14 protein-coding genes are annotated in these 17,466 nt (G+C 72.9%); 7 read left to right on the top strand and 7 right to left on the bottom strand.

Annotation, left to right across the window (positions count from 1 at the left end):
• Window positions 1–31: 31 nt before the first annotated feature.
• Window positions 32–1,222, bottom strand: a complete 1,191-nt coding sequence (locus OP18_RS22040; RefSeq protein WP_033360878.1) for a M20 metallopeptidase family protein — start codon at window positions 1,220–1,222, stop codon at window positions 32–34.
• A gap of 90 nt (window positions 1,223–1,312) precedes the next feature.
• On the opposite strand from OP18_RS22040, the gene OP18_RS22035 reads away from it, so the two are divergent.
• Window positions 1,313–1,942 (top strand): MgtC/SapB family protein, encoded by a 630-nt coding sequence (locus OP18_RS22035; RefSeq protein ID WP_033360877.1) that lies wholly within the window; start codon window positions 1,313–1,315, stop codon window positions 1,940–1,942.
• A gap of 56 nt (window positions 1,943–1,998) precedes the next feature.
• Here OP18_RS22035 and OP18_RS22030 read toward each other — a convergent pair whose 3' ends face one another.
• Entirely contained in the window at window positions 1,999–3,291 is a 1,293-nt protein-coding gene (locus tag OP18_RS22030; RefSeq protein WP_033360997.1) for a L,D-transpeptidase, read from the bottom strand.
• 204 nt (window positions 3,292–3,495) lie between these two features.
• The gene (locus OP18_RS22025) at window positions 3,496–4,050 is read right to left on the bottom strand and encodes a hypothetical protein (RefSeq protein WP_156089692.1); all 555 of its coding nucleotides are present in this window, start codon (window positions 4,048–4,050) and stop codon (window positions 3,496–3,498) included.
• A gap of 160 nt (window positions 4,051–4,210) precedes the next feature.
• On the opposite strand from OP18_RS22025, the gene OP18_RS22020 reads away from it, so the two are divergent.
• Window positions 4,211–5,230: a coiled-coil domain-containing protein gene (locus OP18_RS22020; RefSeq protein ID WP_033360996.1), complete on the top strand. Its 1,020-nt coding sequence runs from the start codon at window positions 4,211–4,213 to the stop codon at window positions 5,228–5,230.
• A 150-nt stretch (window positions 5,231–5,380) separates the two neighbouring features.
• Window positions 5,381–7,354, top strand: coding sequence for a putative bifunctional diguanylate cyclase/phosphodiesterase (locus OP18_RS22015; protein ID WP_156089691.1), 1,974 nt, complete (start codon window positions 5,381–5,383; stop codon window positions 7,352–7,354).
• Here the strand turns inward: OP18_RS22015 and OP18_RS22010 are convergent.
• Window positions 7,326–7,724: a nuclear transport factor 2-like protein gene (locus OP18_RS22010; protein ID WP_033360875.1), complete on the bottom strand. Its 399-nt coding sequence runs from the start codon at window positions 7,722–7,724 to the stop codon at window positions 7,326–7,328. The two genes, OP18_RS22015 and OP18_RS22010, sit on opposite strands and share 29 nt — an antisense overlap.
• 65 nt (window positions 7,725–7,789) lie before the next feature.
• Here OP18_RS22010 and OP18_RS22005 point away from each other — a divergent pair, with 65 nt between their 5' ends.
• Window positions 7,790–8,392, top strand: coding sequence for a TetR/AcrR family transcriptional regulator C-terminal domain-containing protein (locus tag OP18_RS22005; RefSeq protein ID WP_033360874.1), 603 nt, complete (start codon window positions 7,790–7,792; stop codon window positions 8,390–8,392).
• Between the two features lie 1,258 nt (window positions 8,393–9,650).
• Here OP18_RS22005 and OP18_RS22000 read toward each other — a convergent pair.
• On the bottom strand, window positions 9,651–10,448 hold the full coding sequence (locus tag OP18_RS22000; protein ID WP_033360873.1) for a polyprenol monophosphomannose synthase: 798 nt from the start codon (window positions 10,446–10,448) through the stop codon (window positions 9,651–9,653).
• Between the two features lie 332 nt (window positions 10,449–10,780).
• A complete protein-coding gene (locus tag OP18_RS21995; RefSeq protein WP_211273633.1) occupies window positions 10,781–11,854 on the bottom strand; it encodes a calcium:cation antiporter in 1,074 nt (357 codons plus the stop codon).
• Window positions 11,855–11,962: 108 nt separating this feature from the next.
• On the opposite strand from OP18_RS21995, the gene OP18_RS21990 reads away from it, so the two are divergent.
• Entirely contained in the window at window positions 11,963–13,438 is a 1,476-nt protein-coding gene (locus tag OP18_RS21990) for an NCS2 family permease (protein ID WP_033360871.1), read from the top strand.
• On the opposite strand, the gene OP18_RS21985 is transcribed toward OP18_RS21990, so the two are convergent.
• Entirely contained in the window at window positions 13,395–14,687 is a 1,293-nt protein-coding gene (locus OP18_RS21985; RefSeq protein ID WP_033360870.1) for an alpha/beta hydrolase, read from the bottom strand. The two genes, OP18_RS21990 and OP18_RS21985, sit on opposite strands and share 44 nt — an antisense overlap.
• Before the next feature lie 34 nt (window positions 14,688–14,721).
• On the opposite strand from OP18_RS21985, the gene OP18_RS21980 reads away from it, so the two are divergent.
• Complete coding sequence (locus OP18_RS21980) at window positions 14,722–15,279, top strand: helix-turn-helix domain-containing protein (RefSeq protein WP_033360869.1); 558 nt, start codon at window positions 14,722–14,724, stop codon at window positions 15,277–15,279.
• A gap of 86 nt (window positions 15,280–15,365) precedes the next feature.
• A complete protein-coding gene (locus tag OP18_RS21975) occupies window positions 15,366–17,435 on the top strand; it encodes a phosphocholine-specific phospholipase C (RefSeq protein ID WP_033360868.1) in 2,070 nt (689 codons plus the stop codon).
• Window positions 17,436–17,466 lie beyond the last annotated feature (31 nt).

Genomic DNA, 17,466 nt, shown 5'->3' with positions numbered 1-17,466 from the left:
AGCGGGGCCCACCGCGCCGGCCGGGTGGTCGTCAGGCGGCCGCGCCGTGCCGCAGCGCCAGCTCGGCGAGCATGACGGCGCCGTCGACGAGGACCCCGTCGTCGAACATCGCCCGGGGCGCGTGGTTGTTGGGCAGTCCCACGTGGTCGTCGGCGACCGCCGCGCCGAGGAACAGGTACGCGCCCGGCACCCGTGCGAGGACCCGCGAGAAGTCCTCCGAGCCCGGGTCGGGGTGCGCCATCCGCTGGAACCGGTCGGCGCCGAACACGTCGGCGGCGGTGGACGCGACGAGGTCGTAGCCGGCGTCGTGGTTGACGGTCACCGGGTACTCCTCCTCGAAGCGCACCTCTGCCCGCAGCCCGTGCGCGGCCGCGATGCCCTCGCACAGCCGCACCGTCTCGCGGGCCATGGTGCGGGCCGCGGCGGCGGAGAACGTGCGTACCGTCGCCTCGAAGACCGCCTCGTCGGGGATGATGGTGCGCCGGGTGCCGGCGTGGAACGCCCCGACGGTGAGCACCACCGGCTCGAACGGGCTGATGTGCCGCCCCACCATCGCGTGCAGCGCCGTCACCATCTCGCACGCGGCCGGGATCGGGTCGCGCGCGTCGTGCGGCGCCGACCCGTGCCCGCCCGCGCCGACGACCTTCACGAACAGGCCCGCGGAGGCGGACATGAGCGGCCCGGGCCGGCACGCGAACACGCCCCGCGGGAAGTCGGTCGCCAGCACGTGCAGGCCGTAGGCCGCCTCGACGGGCCGACCCGCCGCGTCCAGGACCCCTTCCCGCAGCATCAGCCCGGCACCGTCGTAGCCCTCCTCGCCGGGCTGGAACATGAACACCACGTCGCCGGCCAACTCGCCGCGCCGGGCCGCGAGCAGCCGGGCCGCGCCGACCAGCCCGGCGGTGTGCAGGTCGTGCCCGCAGGCGTGCATGACGCCGTCGACCCGCGACGCGTACGGCAGCCCGGTCAGCTCGGTCACCGGCAGCGCGTCCATGTCGCCGCGCAGCAGCACCACCGGCCCCGGCCGGTCGCCGCGCAGCACCGCGGTCACCGACGACAGCGCCTCGCCGGTGCGCACCTCCAGCGGCAGCCCGTCGAGCGCCTCCAGGACCCGCGCCTGCGTCGCGGGCAGGTGCAGCCCGATCTCCGGCTCCTGGTGCAGCTCGCGGCGCAGCCGCACCAGGTCGTCCCGCAGCAGCTCGCCGTCCTCGCGAAGACTCATCCCGCCACCGTACGCGAGGCGCCCGGCACCGTGCGGCGTCCGCGCTTTCCACGACTGGCGGGACCGGCCGCCGGACGGTATGAGTTTGCGATGGACTGGACCGTCATCCCCACCCTGCTGATCGCCATCTTCCTCGGCGCCGTCATCGGCCTGGAGCGGGAGATCGGCGCCCAGCCGGCCGGCCTGCGCACCCACATGCTCGTCGCCGCCGGCGCGGCCCTGTTCACCATCGCCGGCAAGGAGGTCGGCACCGACCCGACCCGCATCGCCGCGCAGGTCGTCACCGGCATCGGGTTCCTCGGCGCCGGCGCCATCTTCAAGGAGGGCGTGAACATCAGCGGCCTGACCACCGCCGCGTCGCTGTGGGTCACCGCCGCGATCGGCCTGGCGACGGGGCTGCGGCTGTTCTGGGCGGCCGGCGCCGTCACCGTCATCGCGCTCGGCGCGCTGTGGCTGTTCAAGGTCGCCGAGGCCAACTGGCTGCCGGACCGGCACCGCATCCAGGTGACGCTGACCCTGGCCCCCGACTTCCCGCTCGACGTGGTCGAGCGGGAAGCCCTCGAGGCCATGCCGGGCGCGCACGTGCTGCGCGTCGACTACGCAGGGCACGACCAGTCGATCGTGCTGACCGCCCGCGGCGACAACAGCACCTCACTGCCGGCGATCGCGGAGACCCTGCGCCTGCTGGACGGTGTGCAGGGCGTCGAGATCGCCCGGTGACGCCGCCGGTGCGGCACCGGCCCGCCCGGTGAGGGCCGGCGCCGCACCGTCAGGGTTCAGCTCGCCGACGGCGACGGCGACGGTGACGCGGACGCCGACGTGGTGGCCGGGACGTACGGCACCGCGCTGCCCTTCACGTACTGATCCCAGCTGGTCGACCAGTCGGTCCAGCCGTTGCCCCACTTCACCTGCTCCTCGGTGCCCTTGATGATGACCGGGTCACCGATGCGGGTCTGCTTCCACAGCCACTCGGCGTGGGCGGCGGAGATGTTGGTGCAGCCGTGGGACACGTTGCGCTTGCCCTGGTCACCCTCCGACCACGGGGCCGAGTGGATGTACTCCCCGTCCCAGGTGAGGCGCTGCGGCCAGTACACCTTCGTGCGGTAGCCGGCGTCCGAGTCGGCCGGGACGCCGTAGGTGGACGAGTCGAACCACTCCCACTCGTTCTTGATCATGATGATGAAGTTGCCGCTGGCCGACGGGTTCTTCGGCCGGCCCAGGCTGACCGGGATGGTGCGCAGCAGCTGGCCGTCCTGGGTGACGGTCATCTGCTTGGTCGCGTTGTCGACCTCCATCACGAACTTCGGCCCGACGGTGGCGGTGAAGGCGACGTCGCGCTCGCCCCACCACTTGCCGTCCAGGTTCGTGCCGCCGGTGCGGGCGTTGACGGTCAGCTTGGTGCCCGGCTGCCAGTACTCCTTCGGCCGGAAGTGCAGCTCCTTGCCGGTGAACCAGTTGAACGCGCCCTCCTGCGGCGGGTCGCTGGTCACCTGGATGCGCTGCTGCACCGCGGCGCGCTGCTCCTTGGCCACGTCGACGCCGAACGTGATGATCACCGGCATGCCGACGCCGACGACCTGCTTGTCGTTGATGATGCTGGTGACCTTGCCGAGCTTGCCGGGCTTGGCCATGGTGGTGAAGGTCGTGGTCGCCGTCGTCGGCTTGCCGTCGGTCGCCGTGGCGGTGACGGTGGCGGTGTACTTCGTCGAGTACTTCAGCTGCGCCGCCGGCTGCCAGCCCTTGCCGTCGGCGCGGGCCGCCCCGGCGACCTCCGCCCCGGCCGCGTCGGTCAGCTTGACCGTCACGTCGGCGGCGTTGGTGGCGGTGTAGCCGAGGTCCAGGGCGGTCGGCACGTTCGCCGCGCCGTTGGCGGGGCTGCTGATCGCGAGCTCCACCGGCAGCGCCGGCGCGGCCGGGCTCGCCGTCGGTGTGCCCTGGGCCGCGCCGGGGTCCTTGGCCGCGGGTTTGTCGGTGCAGGCCGTCAGCAGCAGCGCCGCCGCGACGGTCAGGGCGACGGCCGGCCGCACGCGGCGGCGGACGGGCGTGCGCGAAGGTGGTGTGTCGGTCATCGAGGTGTTCGCCATCCGGGTCTGTGGTCGCCGGGGTGGGCCCGGCGAGGCTGGTCGGGTCGGTGCGGGGTGGCGCCGCTCGGGGCGCCGCTGAGGTCGTACGGGTGGCGCCGCTGCGGTCTTCCGGGGGACGCCGTGCGCGGCTGAGGTCGTACGGGGGACGCCGCGGGCGCGGCTGAGGTTGCACGGCGGGCGTGTCGCTCCTCAGCGCCGCCAGACCTGCAGCTGCGCCAGCGACGGGCGCGACGGGGGGCCGGCGGTGGCGGACCGGTGCCCGGGCGTGGCCGCGGGACCGTCGGCCGGGTAGCCGGCGCCGGTGTCGTCCTGGCCGAGGCCCGACGGGTGCAGCCGGCCCGCGGCGGCGTGGTCGCCGCGGTGGTCGCAGCGCGTGGGGCCGCCCGGGCTGCCGATGAACGCGCAGGCGGCCGTCCCGGTCTCGCCGGCCGCACCGGTCTGCACGGTCCCGCCGGTCTGCCCGGCTCCGCCGCTGTGTGCGGTCCTGCCGGTCTGCCCGGTCTCGCCGCTGTGTGCGCTGCCGCCGGTCTGCGCCGTCCCGCCGGTCTGTGCCGTCCCGCCGGTCTGCGCGGTCTTGCCGGGCTGTCCGCTGCCGGCCGGGCGCTGCGCGGCGCTCGCGTCATGGACGGTGCGCACCGGGCCGCCGACGGCCAGCCAGCTCACCACGAGTGCCAGCAGCAGGACGGACAGCGACCGTCCGGGGCGCGGCGGCCACACGGCTCGCGCGACCGGCCCCCAGTGCACGATTGCTCTCCCTGCGCCGCCCCGTTGCTTGCCGTGAGATTACCCCGCCGGGACCACCTGGATGACGGCCGGGAAGGCGCCTGAGATGCGCGGTATTGACGGCGTTTCAGCAGTTTTATGGCGACTGGCGGTTCGCGGGTCCTTGGATATGCTGGCCGCGATGCTGACTGCTCCGACCCGGCACCTGCGCGGGCTGCTGATGCTGATGGTGGTCTCCCTGCTGCTCGGGGTGGCCGGGATCGCCGACCCCGCGGCCGCGGAGCCGGGCGAGGACGGCGGGCAGAATCTCACCGTCCGGCAGGCGCTCGACAAGGCCAACGCCGAGTACAACGACGCCAAGGGCCGCCTGGACAAGTCCGTCGCCGACCAGACCGCGATCACCGAGCAGCTCGCGGCGACGAAGACCCGCCTCGGCGAGCTGGAGGCGTCCGCGGGCGCCGTGGCCAGCGCCGCCTACCGCGGGCGGCGGGTCAGCCTGGCCAACGTGCTGCTCGCCAGCGACGACCCGGACACCGCCATCCACGGCATGACCACGGTGCAGTACATGCTGTCCCGCGACGACAAACAGCTGCGGGAGCTCGCGGCGACCCGCCGCCAGCAGGAGCAGCAGCAGGCCGACCTCGCCGCGGCCGTCGCCAACCAGCAGGCGCAGCTGAAGATCATGGAGGCGAACAAGAAGGCCGCCGAGGACGCGCTGCGCAAGGCCGGCGGCGGCGCGGCCGTCACCGGCGCGCCGAGCGGCGGCAGGGTCACCACCAACCCGGTCGGCCGCAACAGCGACGGGTCCTACGCCAAGCAGGGCTGCACCGAGGACGACCCGACCACCTCGGGCTGCATCAGCCCGCGGATGCTCAACGCGTACAACGAGGCGCGCAAGGCCGGTTACACCCACTACACGTCCTGCTACCGCAGCGGCGGCGGCGGTGACCACCCGCTGGGCAAGGCCTGCGACTTCTCCGCCAACGCCAAGACCTTCGTCGACGCCCGGGCGACCGGCGCCGACCAGCAGTACGGCGACGCCCTCGCCGCCTGGTGCGTGGCCAACGCGAAGAACCTCGGCGTCAAGTACGTCATCTGGTACAAGCGCATCTGGCAGCCCAGCAGCGGCTGGAAGTCCTACGGCGGCGACGGCACCCCCGCCGGCGACCACTACAACCACGTGCACCTGTCGATGCAGTAGCACCCCCCGAGCTGGCTCGCGCGTGGCGGTCCGCCGCGCTGCAACCAGCCTGCTCCCGGCCGGACCGGTCAGGTCGCGGCACCCCGCGCCGATGGAAGGATCGGCGCTTCGGACGGCGGAGCCGCCCGTCGGGAGGACAGGAGACCTGTGGTGCCGCGACCGTCCCGACTGCTGCGCACCGGCGCCGTGCTCGGCCTGGCCATCGTGCTGCTCGGCCTGACCGGCGTCAGTGTCGTCGGCACCACCCGTACCCGCGCCTCGGCCGACACCGCGCTCGCCGCCACCGCCCTCGCCGAGGCCTACGACCTCGCCGACGACGCGGTGGCCCTGGAGGAGATCGCCGAGCAGCAGTACCGCCTGGAGCCCGGCGAGGCGGCCCGCGAGCTGCACCGCGGCGCGGCCGGCGCGCTCGAGGTGGCGCTGCACGACGTCGAGCTGCGCGGTTCGGCCGCCGACCGGCACCTCGCCGCCCGGGTGCGGGTGCTGCAGGCGTCGTACCTGAGGGCCATGGCGCGGCTGTTCGACGCCGTCGACCGCGGTGACCTGGCGGCCGTCGTACACATCGACGACACCGAGGTCGACGCGACCGCCGACGAGATCGGCGGACTGGTCCACGACGCCACCGCGACCAGCGCGGCGGAGGCGGCGCAGGCGATGCGGGACCTGCACCGCGTCGAGGGTCTCGTCTTCACCGCCACGACCGCGGCGTTCGGGGTCGGCCTGGTGCTGCTGGTCGTGTTCGCCGCCATCGCCGGCGGCTACCAGCGCCGGCTGCTGCGCCACGCCGCCGACCAGGAGTATCACGCGTCGCACGACGCGCTGACCGGCCTGCCGAACCGCACGCTGTTCACCGAGTCCACGACACGGGCGCTCGGCGAGGCCGGCGCCCGCGGCGTCGCGGTGCTGCTGCTGGACCTGGACCGGTTCAAGGAGGTCAACGACACCCTCGGCCACCAGTACGGCGACGAGCTGCTGCGGCAGGTCGCGGCCCGCACCACCGGCGCGCTGCGGACCGGCGACGTCGTCGCGCGGCTGTCCGGCGACGAGTTCGCGGTGCTGCTGCCCGGCGCGTCCGCCGACGCCGCCGCCGGCCTCGCCGCCCGGCTGCAGAACGAGCTGCACCGCACCTTCGCCCTCGCCGACGTCGCCGTCGACGTGGAGGTGAGCATCGGCATCGCCGTGGCACCCGAGCACGCCACCGGCACCGAGGCGCTGCTGCGCTGTGCCGACATCGCCATGTACGCGGCGAAGGACAGCAAGACCGGCGCGACGCTGTACCGGCCGACCATGCACACCGAGGACGGCAACCGCCTGCTGCTGCTCGGCGACCTGCGGCGCGCCCTGGACGTCACCGACCAGCTCACCCTGCACTATCAGCCGAAGGTCCGCCTCGACGACGGCCGGCTGTCCGGCGCCGAGGCCCTCGTGCGCTGGTCGCACCCGACCCGCGGGGCGATCCCACCGGCGGAGTTCGTGCCCGTCGCCGAGACCACCGGCCTGATCACCCGGCTCACTCTGTACGTGCTGCGCCTGGCCATCGCGCAGGCCCGGGCCTGGCTCGACGAGGGGCTGCTCGTGCCGATCGCGGTCAACCTGTCACCGCGCTGCCTGCTCGACCCCGACCTGGTCGGCCACGTGACGCGCCTGCTGCACGAGCACGGGCTGCCCGCCGACCTGCTGCGCCTGGAGGTGACCGAGACGGCGGTCATGGCCAACCCGGCCCTCGCCACCGACACGCTCACCGCCCTGCACCGCCTCGGCGTCCGGCTGTCCATCGACGACTACGGCACCGGGTACTCCTCGATGGCCTACCTGAAGAGCCTGCCCGTCGACGAGCTGAAGGTCGACCGGACCTTCGTCATGCACATGGACGACGACCCGGAGGACGCCGTGCTGGTCCGCGGCGCGATCGAGCTCGGCCACAACCTCGGCATGTCGGTCGTCGCCGAGGGCGTGGAGGGTGCCGCCCACGTCGCCGCGCTGCAGCAGCTCGGCTGCGACATCGCGCAGGGGTACCACTACGCCCGCCCGATGCCGCCGGCCGACCTGACCACCTGGCTGCTGTCCCAGTCCCGCCAGCTCGCCGGCCCGCTGCTCAGCGGGTCATCCGCAGCAGGTCACTGACGTCCCGGTCGAACGTGAGCTCGCGCAGGATCGTGGTCGGCCGCCCGTCCGCCATCCGCCAGATGAACGCGTAGAGCACCGGCTCGCCGTCCTTGACCCGCCGCATCATGATCGCGGCTGCCTGGCCGCCGAGGTCGGTGGTGGCCGGGAACGTCACGTCGTCGGCGGGCTCCCCGATACGCCGTCCCTGCTCCCGCAGCGCCCGGAAACGGGCCATGAACTGGTCCTTGGTGAGCGTGACCGTCCGCCCTTCCCGGTCGACCCGGACGTTTTCGAAGTCTGGGTCGTACAGCCGGTCGAGCGCGTCCACATCCATCGCCGACCCGGCGTTGAGGTACGCCCACATCCCGTCCACGAGCGCCTGCTCCATGCCGCCACCTCTCTATAACGTCATTACACTGCGCTCGAATGTAACAGGGTTATAGGGTGGCGTCCATGGACGCGGAGACGATCGTCAGCCAGGGCCTCGCACTGCTGAAGCAGGACGGCCTCCCCGGCGTGACCTTCCGCCAGCTCACCACCAACCTGCGGGTCAAGGCCCCGGCCATCTACTGGCGGTTCAAGGACAAGCGCGAGCTGCTCGAAGCCATGGCCGAGGCGATGCTGCGTCAGGAGCTGGGCGACCTCGCCCCGATGCCGGCGGGCCAGGCCGGCCGGCCGTGGCTCCGCTCGGTGCTGCACCGCCTGCGCCGGGCCATGCTCGCGTACCCGGACGGCGCCCGCGTCGTGGCCGGCGCCCGGCCGGTGCGCACACCGACGCTGGCCCGCATTCCCGAGTACGGGCTGCGCGCGCTGGAGGACGGCGGTCTGCCGCTGGCCCGGGCGGCCACGATCGTGTACACGGCCGTCCACTACACGTTCGGCCACGTCATCGAGGAGCAGGACTCCGCCGGGGCCGAGGCTGCGGAGGAGTTCGCTGTTGCCTATCCGACGGTGGCCCGCGTCATGCACGAGGGCCGCCGGCTGGGCCTGACCGCTACCGACATCTTCGACGCGGGCCTGTCCTTGATCCTCGCTGAGAGCGCCGATCCTGAGTAAGCGCGGCTATTTCCGGCGAATGCGGCGATGTATGCGAACGCTGTTACTCGGGCGAATCCGGCTATTCGGGTGAATCCGGCGATTCGGGGACCGCGGTAATCATTGGCGAGCGCGGCGATCCATCGGTGACCGCGGTTTTCCGCGCGAGACGACCTCGTGACCACGACGGCCTCGTGACCACGACGGCCTCGTGACCACAGCGGAGCTTGCGAGGCCCGATCGCCGAGACGAGCTGCCCTTCGTCTCCCCGCAGCTCGCAGCGCCGTGGTCGAACCTCCAAACTCGCGACCTCGACAGCCAACGGTGCCACGCGGACGGGAATGGGGGCCGTGCCGGCGCCGGCTTGTGCGCCGGGCGCCCTCGGCTTGCTGCTGCCCTTGTACCTCGCCGGTAATGCAGCGCGCCGCCTGCGGTGCACTGCTGCCTGCTTGAAGCGGAGCCGTCTCCCTGCCGGCGTCCCGTGCCAGCTGGGTGCTGCCGTGCCCGGCGGCCGCTGGGCCGGACAAGCGGCTCCGCACGCTGCAACTACTCCGCACGAAGGCCGCGGCGCCGCAGCCGGACCTTCCGGCTTACCCACGCCGATCCGCCCGAGAACCGGAGCCGCCGCCATCGCCCTGTCGCACCACGCCATCCCGGTCCGGTCGGGGCGCTGCCATGCCGTGCCGGACAGCCGCTCGGCCACCGATCGGTCCGACGAGCGTCCGTTGCGGTTCGGCGCCGCTGATGGTTCGGCGCAGATGATGCGGTTCCGCGCCGCTGATGCGGTTCGGCGCTACTGGTGCGCTCGATGTCACCGGCCCGGTGCGCGGCTGGCTCGTTCGAGGTCACCGGCCCGGTGCGCAACTGGCTTCGTTCGAGGTCACCGTTCGGGATCGCCGCCTCGGCCGAAGGTCATCATCCCGCCTCGACGTTCAAGCGGGCCCGACGCGCAGCCCGCCCAACCAGCCCGCCCAACCAGCCCGCCCAACCAGCCCGCCCAACCAGCCCGCCCAACCAGCCCTGCCAACGAACCCTGCCCAACCAGCCCGCCAACTCACCCTGCCCAACGTGCCGACGAACCCTGTCCAACGTCCGAGAGCGGCGGGGGAGCCGGCCGCGTTCGACGCCGCAGATCCGAGCGGATGTCACCCGTTCGAGGGTCGGGTGGCGCGTCGCCGGCGGGAAGAACGGGTGGGTCAGGCCGGTCCGGTGCTGCACTGCAGACCTTACCCGAACCGTCCTAATCGATCTTCGAAGCGGCCACGCTGCGTGAGTGGTATCAGTCGGCGGCCTTGCCGAGCTGGGGTTGGTTGCGGGCGATCTTCCGGTGGCGCAGGCGGAGCTTGAAGGGCATCATCGCGCTCTCGACCTTGGTGGCGGTGGTCATCTTCGACACGCCGTCGGTGCGCTCCTCGAAGCGGATCGGCACCTCGATGATGGTCTGGCCGAGCTTGGTGGCCAGGAAGTGCATCTCGACCTGGAAGCTGTAGCCGTTCGACTGGACGCGGTCCAGGCCGATGGCCCGTAGCGCGTCCGCGCGCCAGATCTTGAAGCCGGCGGTGAGGTCGCGGATGCGGACCTGCAGCAGGGTGTGCACGTACAGGTTGGCCCAGCCGCTCAGGACGCGGCGGTACATCGGCCACGCGTCGTCGAGCTGGCCGCCCGGCACGTACCGTGAACCGATGACCACACCCGCGTGGGTGGACAGCAGGGCGCCGAGCATGCCTGGCAGGGCCTCCGGCGGGTGGGACAGGTCGGCGTCCATCTGGGCCACGTACTTGGCGCCGTCCTCGAGGGCCTTGCCGATGCCGTCGACGTACGCCCGGCCGAGGCCCTCCTTGCCGGGGCGGTGCACGACGCGGATGCGGCCCGGGTGCTCGGTGGCGAGCTTCTCCGCGACCTCGCCGGTGCCGTCCGGGGAGTTGTCGTCGGCGATGAGGATGCTGAGTCCCGGCAGTGGCAGGGCGAGCAGCCGCTCCACCAGCCGGGGCAGGTTGCCCGCCTCGTTGTAGGTCGGGACGACCACGGTCAGGGGCTCGTCACACCACGGTGACGGCAGCCGCACTGGCTCGATCATTACGAAAGACCATCCTCAGGTCGCCGGCAAGGGTCAGAGAAGCAAGGGTCAGAGGAGCGGGGGCAGAGGAGCGGGGGCAGAGGAACAGGGGCAGAGAAGCGAGGGACGAAAAAGCAAGGGACGGAGAAGCGCGGTCGGAAGCAGGTGTCAGACAGCAAGGGTAGTCGGGCCGGACACCCCGCCCGAGCACCGGGCCCCACCCGGCGGATGCGGCAGGCCCCACCCGGCGGATGCGGCAGGCCCCACCCGGCGGGTGCGCCGGGCCCCACCCGGCGGATGCGACAGGCCCCTCCCCGCGTCGCGGAAAGGGGCATGTGCACTTCGGCGCCGGTCTATGGGCTCGCGGCGAGGAACAGGAACGCGGCGCAGACGGCCAGGTGCACGGCGGCCTGCAGCAAGGTGGCGCGGCCGGGCATGACGGTCAGGATGCCGACGCCGGCGGTGAGCGCGAGCAGCACGATCTGCGTCGCGCCGAGGCCGAGGTGCAGCGGCCCCTTCAGCCAGATGGAGGCGACCGCGATCGCCGGGATGGTGAGCCCGATGCTGGCGATCGCCGAGCCGAACGCCAGGTTCAGGCTGATCTGGACCTGGTCGCGGCGGGCGTTGCGCACCGCGGCGAGGGTCTCCGGCAGCAGGATCAGCACGGCGATGACGACCCCGACGAAGGAGTGCGGCAGGCCCAGCCGGGCGACGCCGGCCTCGATCGTGCCCGACTCGACCTTCGCCAGCCCGACGACGGAGGTCAGCGCGACGAGCAGCAGCACGAGACTGATGAGCGCCTGGCGGCCGGACGGGGAGTCCGGGTGCTCATCGGGCGGCGCGGCGACCGGCATGAAGTACTCGCGGTGCCGGATGTTCTGCACGATGACGAACAGCGCGTACAGCGTCAGTGACGCGACCGCGGCGAACGCCAGCTGCGGCCCGCTGAACTGTGGCGTGGGCGCGCTGATGGTGAACGTCGGCAGGACCATGCTCAGCGTGGCGAGGGTGATCACGGCGGCGAGCGCGGCGCCGGTGCCCTCGGCGTTGAACACCGCGACGTGGCTGCGCAGCGCCGTGACCAGCAGCGACAGCCCGGCGATGCCGTTGCAGGTGATCATGACGGCGGCGAAGACGGTGTCGCGGGCGAGGGTGGCGGTGCCGGAGCCGCCGGACACCATGAGGGTGAGGATCAGGCCGACCTCGATGACGGTGACGGCGACGGCGAGGATGAGCGCGCCGAACGGCTCGCCGACCCGGTGGGCGACGACCTCCGCGTGGTGGACGGCGGCGAGCACCGAGCCGCCCAGCAGCGCCACGACGACGACCTCGACGGGGATCGGCAGGTGGCGGCCCCAGACGGCGACGAGGACCGCGAGCGCGAGCGGCGGCAGGACGACGGTCGAGCGGTTCAGGACAGTGCGCACGCGGCCAACTGACCGTCGTTGCACGCGCGAAACATCCGTGCCATTGATTCCCGCAGCGCAAATGGGATCATCGCGCGTCGGGGGGTAACTGTCTGCCAGGGAGGCACCATGGACGATTCGTCCGCCGTCGCGAAGACCACCGCGACCCAGCCGGCACCACGCAACGGGTTCGACCGGTTCTTCGACATCACCGCACGCGGCTCGACGCTGAGCCGGGAGGTCCGTGGCGGGCTCGCCACGTTCTTCACGATGGCCTACATCGTCGTGCTCAACCCGCTCATCCTCGGCAGTGGCGTCGACAGCACGGGCGGCAAGCTCGCGATCGCCGCGGTCGCCTCGGCGACGGCGCTCGTCGCGGGCGTCATGACCATCCTCATGGGTGTCGTGGCCCGGTTCCCGCTGGCCCTCGCGGCCGGGCTCGGCGTCAACGCGCTCGTCGCGTTCGAGATCGCGCCGCAGATGACCTGGGCCGACGCGATGGGCCTGGTGGTGATCGAGGGTGTGCTCATCGCCGTGCTGGTGCTGACCGGCCTGCGCACGGCCGTGTTCCGGGCCGTGCCGACGCAGCTCAAGACCGCCATCGGCGTCGGCATCGGGCTGTTCCTGGCACTCATCGGCTTCGTCGACGCCGGTTTCGTCCGGCGGGTACCGGACGCCGCCAACACCACCGTGCCGGTCGGGCTCGGCATCGGCGGCAAGCTGATCAGCTGGCCGGCGCTGGCGTTCTGCGTCGGCCTGCTGCTCACCGTCGTGCTGGTGGTGCGCAAGGTGCGGGGCGCGATCCTCATCGGCATCCTCGTCTCCACCGTGCTGGCGATCATCATCGAGGCGATCGCGAACGCGGGCCCGTCGTTCGTGGACGGCAAGCCGAACCCGAAGGGGTGGAGCCTCAACGTCCCCGTCCTGCCGGACCAGGTCATCGACACGCCGGACCTGTCGCTGCTCGGGCACTTCAACGTACTGCACTCGTGGCAGACGGCGGGCGTGCTCGTCGTGCTGATGTTCGTGTTCACCCTGCTCATCACCGACTTCTTCGACACGATGGGCACCATGGTCGCGGTCGCTCAGGAGGGTGACCTGCTCGACGCGGAGGGCATGCCGCCGCGGACCCGCGAGATCCTGCTCGTGGACTCCGTCGCCGCGGCCGCCGGCGGTGCCGCCAGCACGTCGAGCAACACCAGCTACATCGAGAGCGCGGCCGGTGTCGCCGAGGGCGCCCGCACCGGCGTGGCGAGCCTCGTGACGGGTGCGCTGTTCCTGGTCGCGATGTTCTTCGCGCCGCTGGTCACGGTCGTGCCGTTCGAGGCGGCGTCGGTCGCGCTGGTGGTCGTCGGGTTCCTGATGATGACGGCGGTCCGCACGATCAACTGGTCCGACTACGAGATCGCGCTGCCGGCGTTCCTGGCGATCGTGATCATGCCGTTCACGTACTCGATCTCCAACGGCATCGGCGCCGGGGTCGTGTCCTACGTGGTGATCAAGCTGGCCGCAGGCAAACCCCGCGAGGTCCACCCGCTGCTGTACGGCGTCGCGGTGCTGTTCATCGTGTACTTCCTGCGCGGCCCGCTGGAGCTGCTGTTCTGAGCCGGGTGAGCCAGTCGGCGACGGCGGTGACGACGGACCGGTCCACGTGCTGGGCCGGTTCGTACTCCGCCGGCGTCGACGGGCCCCGGCCGGGGAAGAACAGGTGGTTGCCGGCGTCGTGGACGTGGACGGTGACGCCGGGACGGTGCGCGAGCCCGGCCCGCCACCGGGCGAGGTCGTCGGCGACGGTGACCTGGTAGTCGCGGCCGCCCTGGACGAGGAGCACGGGCAGGTCCAGGGCGGCCGTGGCGGCGACCGGGTCGTAGTCGCGCTCGTCGAGCCAGTACGAGGCCGGCAGCCCCAGCGGCAGGTCGGCGGCGGGCGTCGCCGGGGTCAGGTCCGGCCCGCCGGCCAGCGCGGCCTGCCGGGTGATCGCCGCGACCGCCGCGTCGGCGTCCGGGCCGGGGCGCAGGGCGGCGAGGTGCCGCACCACCCGCACCGCCGACAGGCGCATCGGCTGCGCCTCCGCGGCGAGCAGGACGAGCCCGGCGACGGCGGGTTCGGCGGCCGCGACCCGCGGCGCCGCCTTGCCGCCCAGGCTGTGCCCGAGGACGGCGACGCGGCCGGGGTCGACGCCCGGCTCGCGCCGCAGCAGGTCCACGGCCGCGACGGCGTGCGGCACGTACTCCTCACGCATCGTGAACCCGGCCGCCGCCACCCGCGGGTGGGTGTGGGTGACCTTGTCGAACCGCAGGACCGCGACGCCCCGACCGGCCAGCCCCCAGGCGAGGTCCTTGAGCGGCCGGTTCGCCCCGGTCGTGCCGTCGCGGTCGAACGGGCCGCCGCCGGCCAGCAGCACGACCCCGGGGTGCGGGCCGCGGCAGCGCGGCACGCTGACCGTCCCGCCCACGGCGAGCGGCCCGGCACCGACGGTGACGTCGTGCTCGGTGAAGCGGCGGGTCCGGGCGTACCGCGGCGGCGTCCACGGCACGCCGGACGGCGCGGCGAGACGCAGCCCGTGCAGCAGGCCGTCGCCGTCGACGGACATGACGACCGTCAGGGCGCCCCGCGCGCAGGTCACCGGCACGCTGACCCGGACGAGTCCCGCGTCGGCGGGCTCGGTGACCGGTGCGTCGACGGCACGGACACCGCCGCGCCGGTCGAGCTCCACCTGCCAGGCCACCCGGACGGTCCCGGCGGAGACCACGGCCCGCAGCCGCGGCGCGAACAGCTCCTCCAGCGCGTCGAACCGCCCGGCACGCAGCAGCTCGACGACGGTCCCGGCGACACCGGCCGGATCCTTTCTCATATTTGCGAACGTTAGCATAGCTAAGATCGGTGCGATGGACCCGTTGGAGCTGCTGGCACACCCCGTCCGGCTGCGCGTCGTGCACGCGATGCGCGGCGGGCGCACCCTCACCACGTCACAGCTGTGCGAGCGGCTCCCCGACGTCTCCAAGGCCACCGTGTACCGGCACATCGACCTGCTCTACGACGGCGGCGTGCTGGAGGTCGCCGAGGAGCGGCGGGTCCGCGGCGCCGTCGAGCGGCTGTACCGGCTGCGCCCCGACCGGGCCGTCGTGGACGCCGGCATGCTGGAGTCGCTCACCCCGGACGACTACCGGCGCGGCTTCGGCGTCGCCATGGCCGCCCTGCTCGCCGAGTTCGACGCCTACCTCGCCCGCGGGCACGCCGACCCGGCCGCCGACCTGGTCGGCTACCGCCAGCACGCCGTCTGGCTCAGCCGCGACGAGCTGCTCGAGCTGATCGCGGACCTGCGCCGGGCCATCCTGCCCCGGCTGGCGAACACCGCGACCCCGCAGCGCAGCCAGTACCTGCTGAGCCCGATCCTGTTCCCGATCGACGAGCCCCTCGACGCCTCCGGCGGCGCCGACGGGTAGGGCGCGCCGGCCCGTCATCCCGGACGGACCGGGACCTCGGCTCGCGTACACGTGACGGCCACCTGCCGGGCCTACCGTCCGGCGTCATGGCAAATGTCGACCGGCGTACCTTCCTGCAGCTGGCGGCCGCGGCCGCGGTGCCGCTGCCCTTCGAGCGGGCCCTGTCCATCCCGGCGCACCACCGCACCGGTTCGATCGAGGACGTCGAGCACGTCGTCATCCTCGTGCAGGAGAACCGTTCCTTCGACCACTACTTCGGCACGATGCGCGGCGTGCGCGGCTTCGCCGACCCGCATCCGGTGACCCTGCCGAACGGCCGGCCCGTGTGGCACCAGCCGGACGGCGACGGCGAGCTGCTGCCCTTCCGCCCGCCGGTGCGCGACCTCGGCCAGACGTTCCTGCCGGACCCCCCACACGGCTGGAACGACACCCACGCCGCCTGGAACAACGGCCGGCACGACCGGTGGGTGCCGAACAAGGGCGTCACCACGATGACCCACCACACCCGCGCCGACCTGGCCTACCACCACGCGCTCGCGGACGCGTTCACGGTCTGCGACAACTACTTCTGCTCGCTGCTCGGCCCGACCGACCCGAACCGCTACCACATGTGGACCGGCTGGGTCGGCAACGACGGCAAGGCCGGCGGCCCCGTCATCACCAACGCCGAGGCCGGCTACGACTGGTCGACCTACCCGGAGCGGCTGGAGCGGGCCGGCATCGCGTGGAAGGTGTACCAGGACATCGGGCTCGGGCTGACCGCCGAGGGCTCCTGGGGCTGGACCAACGACCCGTTCATCGGCAACTACGGCGACAACTCGCTGCTGTACTTCCACCAGTACCAGCAGGCCGCGGCCGGCTCGCCGCTGGCGAAGGCGAAGACGGGCACCGAGGTGAACAAGGCCGGCCGCAGCCCGGACGCCCTGCTGGCCGACTTCGCCGCCGACGTGCGCGCCGGCACGCTGCCCGCGGTGTCGTGGATCGTCGCGCCCGAGGCGTACACGGAGCACCCGAACTGGGAGCCCGGCTACGGCACCTGGTACACGTCGAAGGTCATCGACATCCTCGCCTCCAACCCGGAGGTCTGGAGCAAGATGGCGCTGTTCATCACGTACGACGAGGAGGGCGGCTTCTTCGACCACCTCGTCCCGCCCACGCCGCCGGCGAGCCGCGCGCAGGGCCTGTCGACGGTGCCGGTCACCAACGAGATCTTCCCCGGCGACGCCGGGCACGTCGCGGGCCCGTACGGGCTCGGCGTCCGGGTGCCGATGATCATCGTCTCGCCGTGGACGCGGGGCGGCTACGTCAACTCGCAGCTGTTCGACCACACGTCGCTCATCCGCTTCCTCGAGGCACGCTTCGCGCGGGGGCGCCGGGACCTGGTCGAGGCGAACATCACGCCGTGGCGCCGCGCCGTCGTCGGCGACCTGACCTCGGCGTTCGACTTCAAGACGCCGAACTCCTCGCGCCGGGTCGACCTGCCCGACACCGGCACGTTCAAGCCCGCCGACCTGACCCGCCGGCCCGACCAGGTGCCGGTGCCGCCGGCCGACCCGCGGCTGCCCGGGCAGGAGCGCGGGGTGCGCCCGGCCCGCGCGCTGCCGTACACGCTGCACGCCGACGGCTACGCGACCGGCACCGCGTTCGGTTTCGAGTTCCGCAACGAGGGCGCCGCGACCGGCTACTTCCACGTGCGGTCCGCCGACCCGGCGCACGACCCGCGCGGGTACACCGTCGAGCCGGGCCGGCAGCTCACCGACGAGTGGCCGCTCACCGGCGGCGGGCACGACCTGTCGGTGCACGGCCCGAACGGCTTCTTCCGCCGCCGCAAGGGCGTCGCCGGCGGCGTCCAGCAGCACCTGGCGATCCGGGCCGGCTACGACGAGCGGCGGCACGAGGTCGCGCTCCGGCTGACCAACCGCGGCCCGCGGCGGCTCGACCTGGACGTCCACGACCGGTACGGCGGCCGGCACACGAAGGTCAGCCTGCGCGCCGGCGAGACGCGCTCCGTCGAGTGGTCGACCGCGAAGAGCCGCGGCTGGTACGAGCTGACCGTCACCACAGCGTCCGACCCGGGATTCGGCGCCTGGTTCGCCGGCCACGTCGAGGACGGTCACGAGTCGATCAGCGACCCGCTGATGGGCGGTCTGGTCTGACCGGCGCGACCCGGCCCGGAACGATCGCCTG

Source organism: Dactylosporangium aurantiacum, from assembly GCF_000716715.1.
GTDB lineage: Bacteria > Actinomycetota > Actinomycetes > Mycobacteriales > Micromonosporaceae > Dactylosporangium > Dactylosporangium aurantiacum.
The sequence above is the reverse complement of the archived record's forward strand: the minus strand, read 5'-3'. Positions and strand labels throughout refer to the sequence as shown.

Bases quoted from the DNA above. Each gene is read 5' to 3' on its own strand.
- OP18_RS22010 (WP_033360875.1), bottom strand. From the start codon at position 7,724: ATGGAGCAGGCGCTCGTGGACGGGATGTGGGCGTACCTCAACGCCGGG.
- OP18_RS22000 (WP_033360873.1), bottom strand. From the start codon at position 10,448: ATGATCGAGCCAGTGCGGCTGCCGTCACCGTGGTGTGACGAGCCCCTG.
- OP18_RS21985 (WP_033360870.1), bottom strand. From the start codon at position 14,687: ATGAGAAAGGATCCGGCCGGTGTCGCCGGGACCGTCGTCGAGCTGCTG.
- OP18_RS22040 (WP_033360878.1), bottom strand. From the start codon at position 1,222: ATGAGTCTTCGCGAGGACGGCGAGCTGCTGCGGGACGACCTGGTGCGG.
- OP18_RS21980 (WP_033360869.1), top strand. From the start codon at position 14,722: ATGGACCCGTTGGAGCTGCTGGCACACCCCGTCCGGCTGCGCGTCGTG.
- OP18_RS22035 (WP_033360877.1), top strand. From the start codon at position 1,313: ATGGACTGGACCGTCATCCCCACCCTGCTGATCGCCATCTTCCTCGGC.
- OP18_RS22030 (WP_033360997.1), bottom strand. From the start codon at position 3,291: ATGACCGACACACCACCTTCGCGCACGCCCGTCCGCCGCCGCGTGCGG.
- OP18_RS22005 (WP_033360874.1), top strand. From the start codon at position 7,790: ATGGACGCGGAGACGATCGTCAGCCAGGGCCTCGCACTGCTGAAGCAG.
- OP18_RS21975 (WP_033360868.1), top strand. From the start codon at position 15,366: ATGGCAAATGTCGACCGGCGTACCTTCCTGCAGCTGGCGGCCGCGGCC.
- OP18_RS21990 (WP_033360871.1), top strand. From the start codon at position 11,963: ATGGACGATTCGTCCGCCGTCGCGAAGACCACCGCGACCCAGCCGGCA.
- OP18_RS22020 (WP_033360996.1), top strand. From the start codon at position 4,211: ATGCTGACTGCTCCGACCCGGCACCTGCGCGGGCTGCTGATGCTGATG.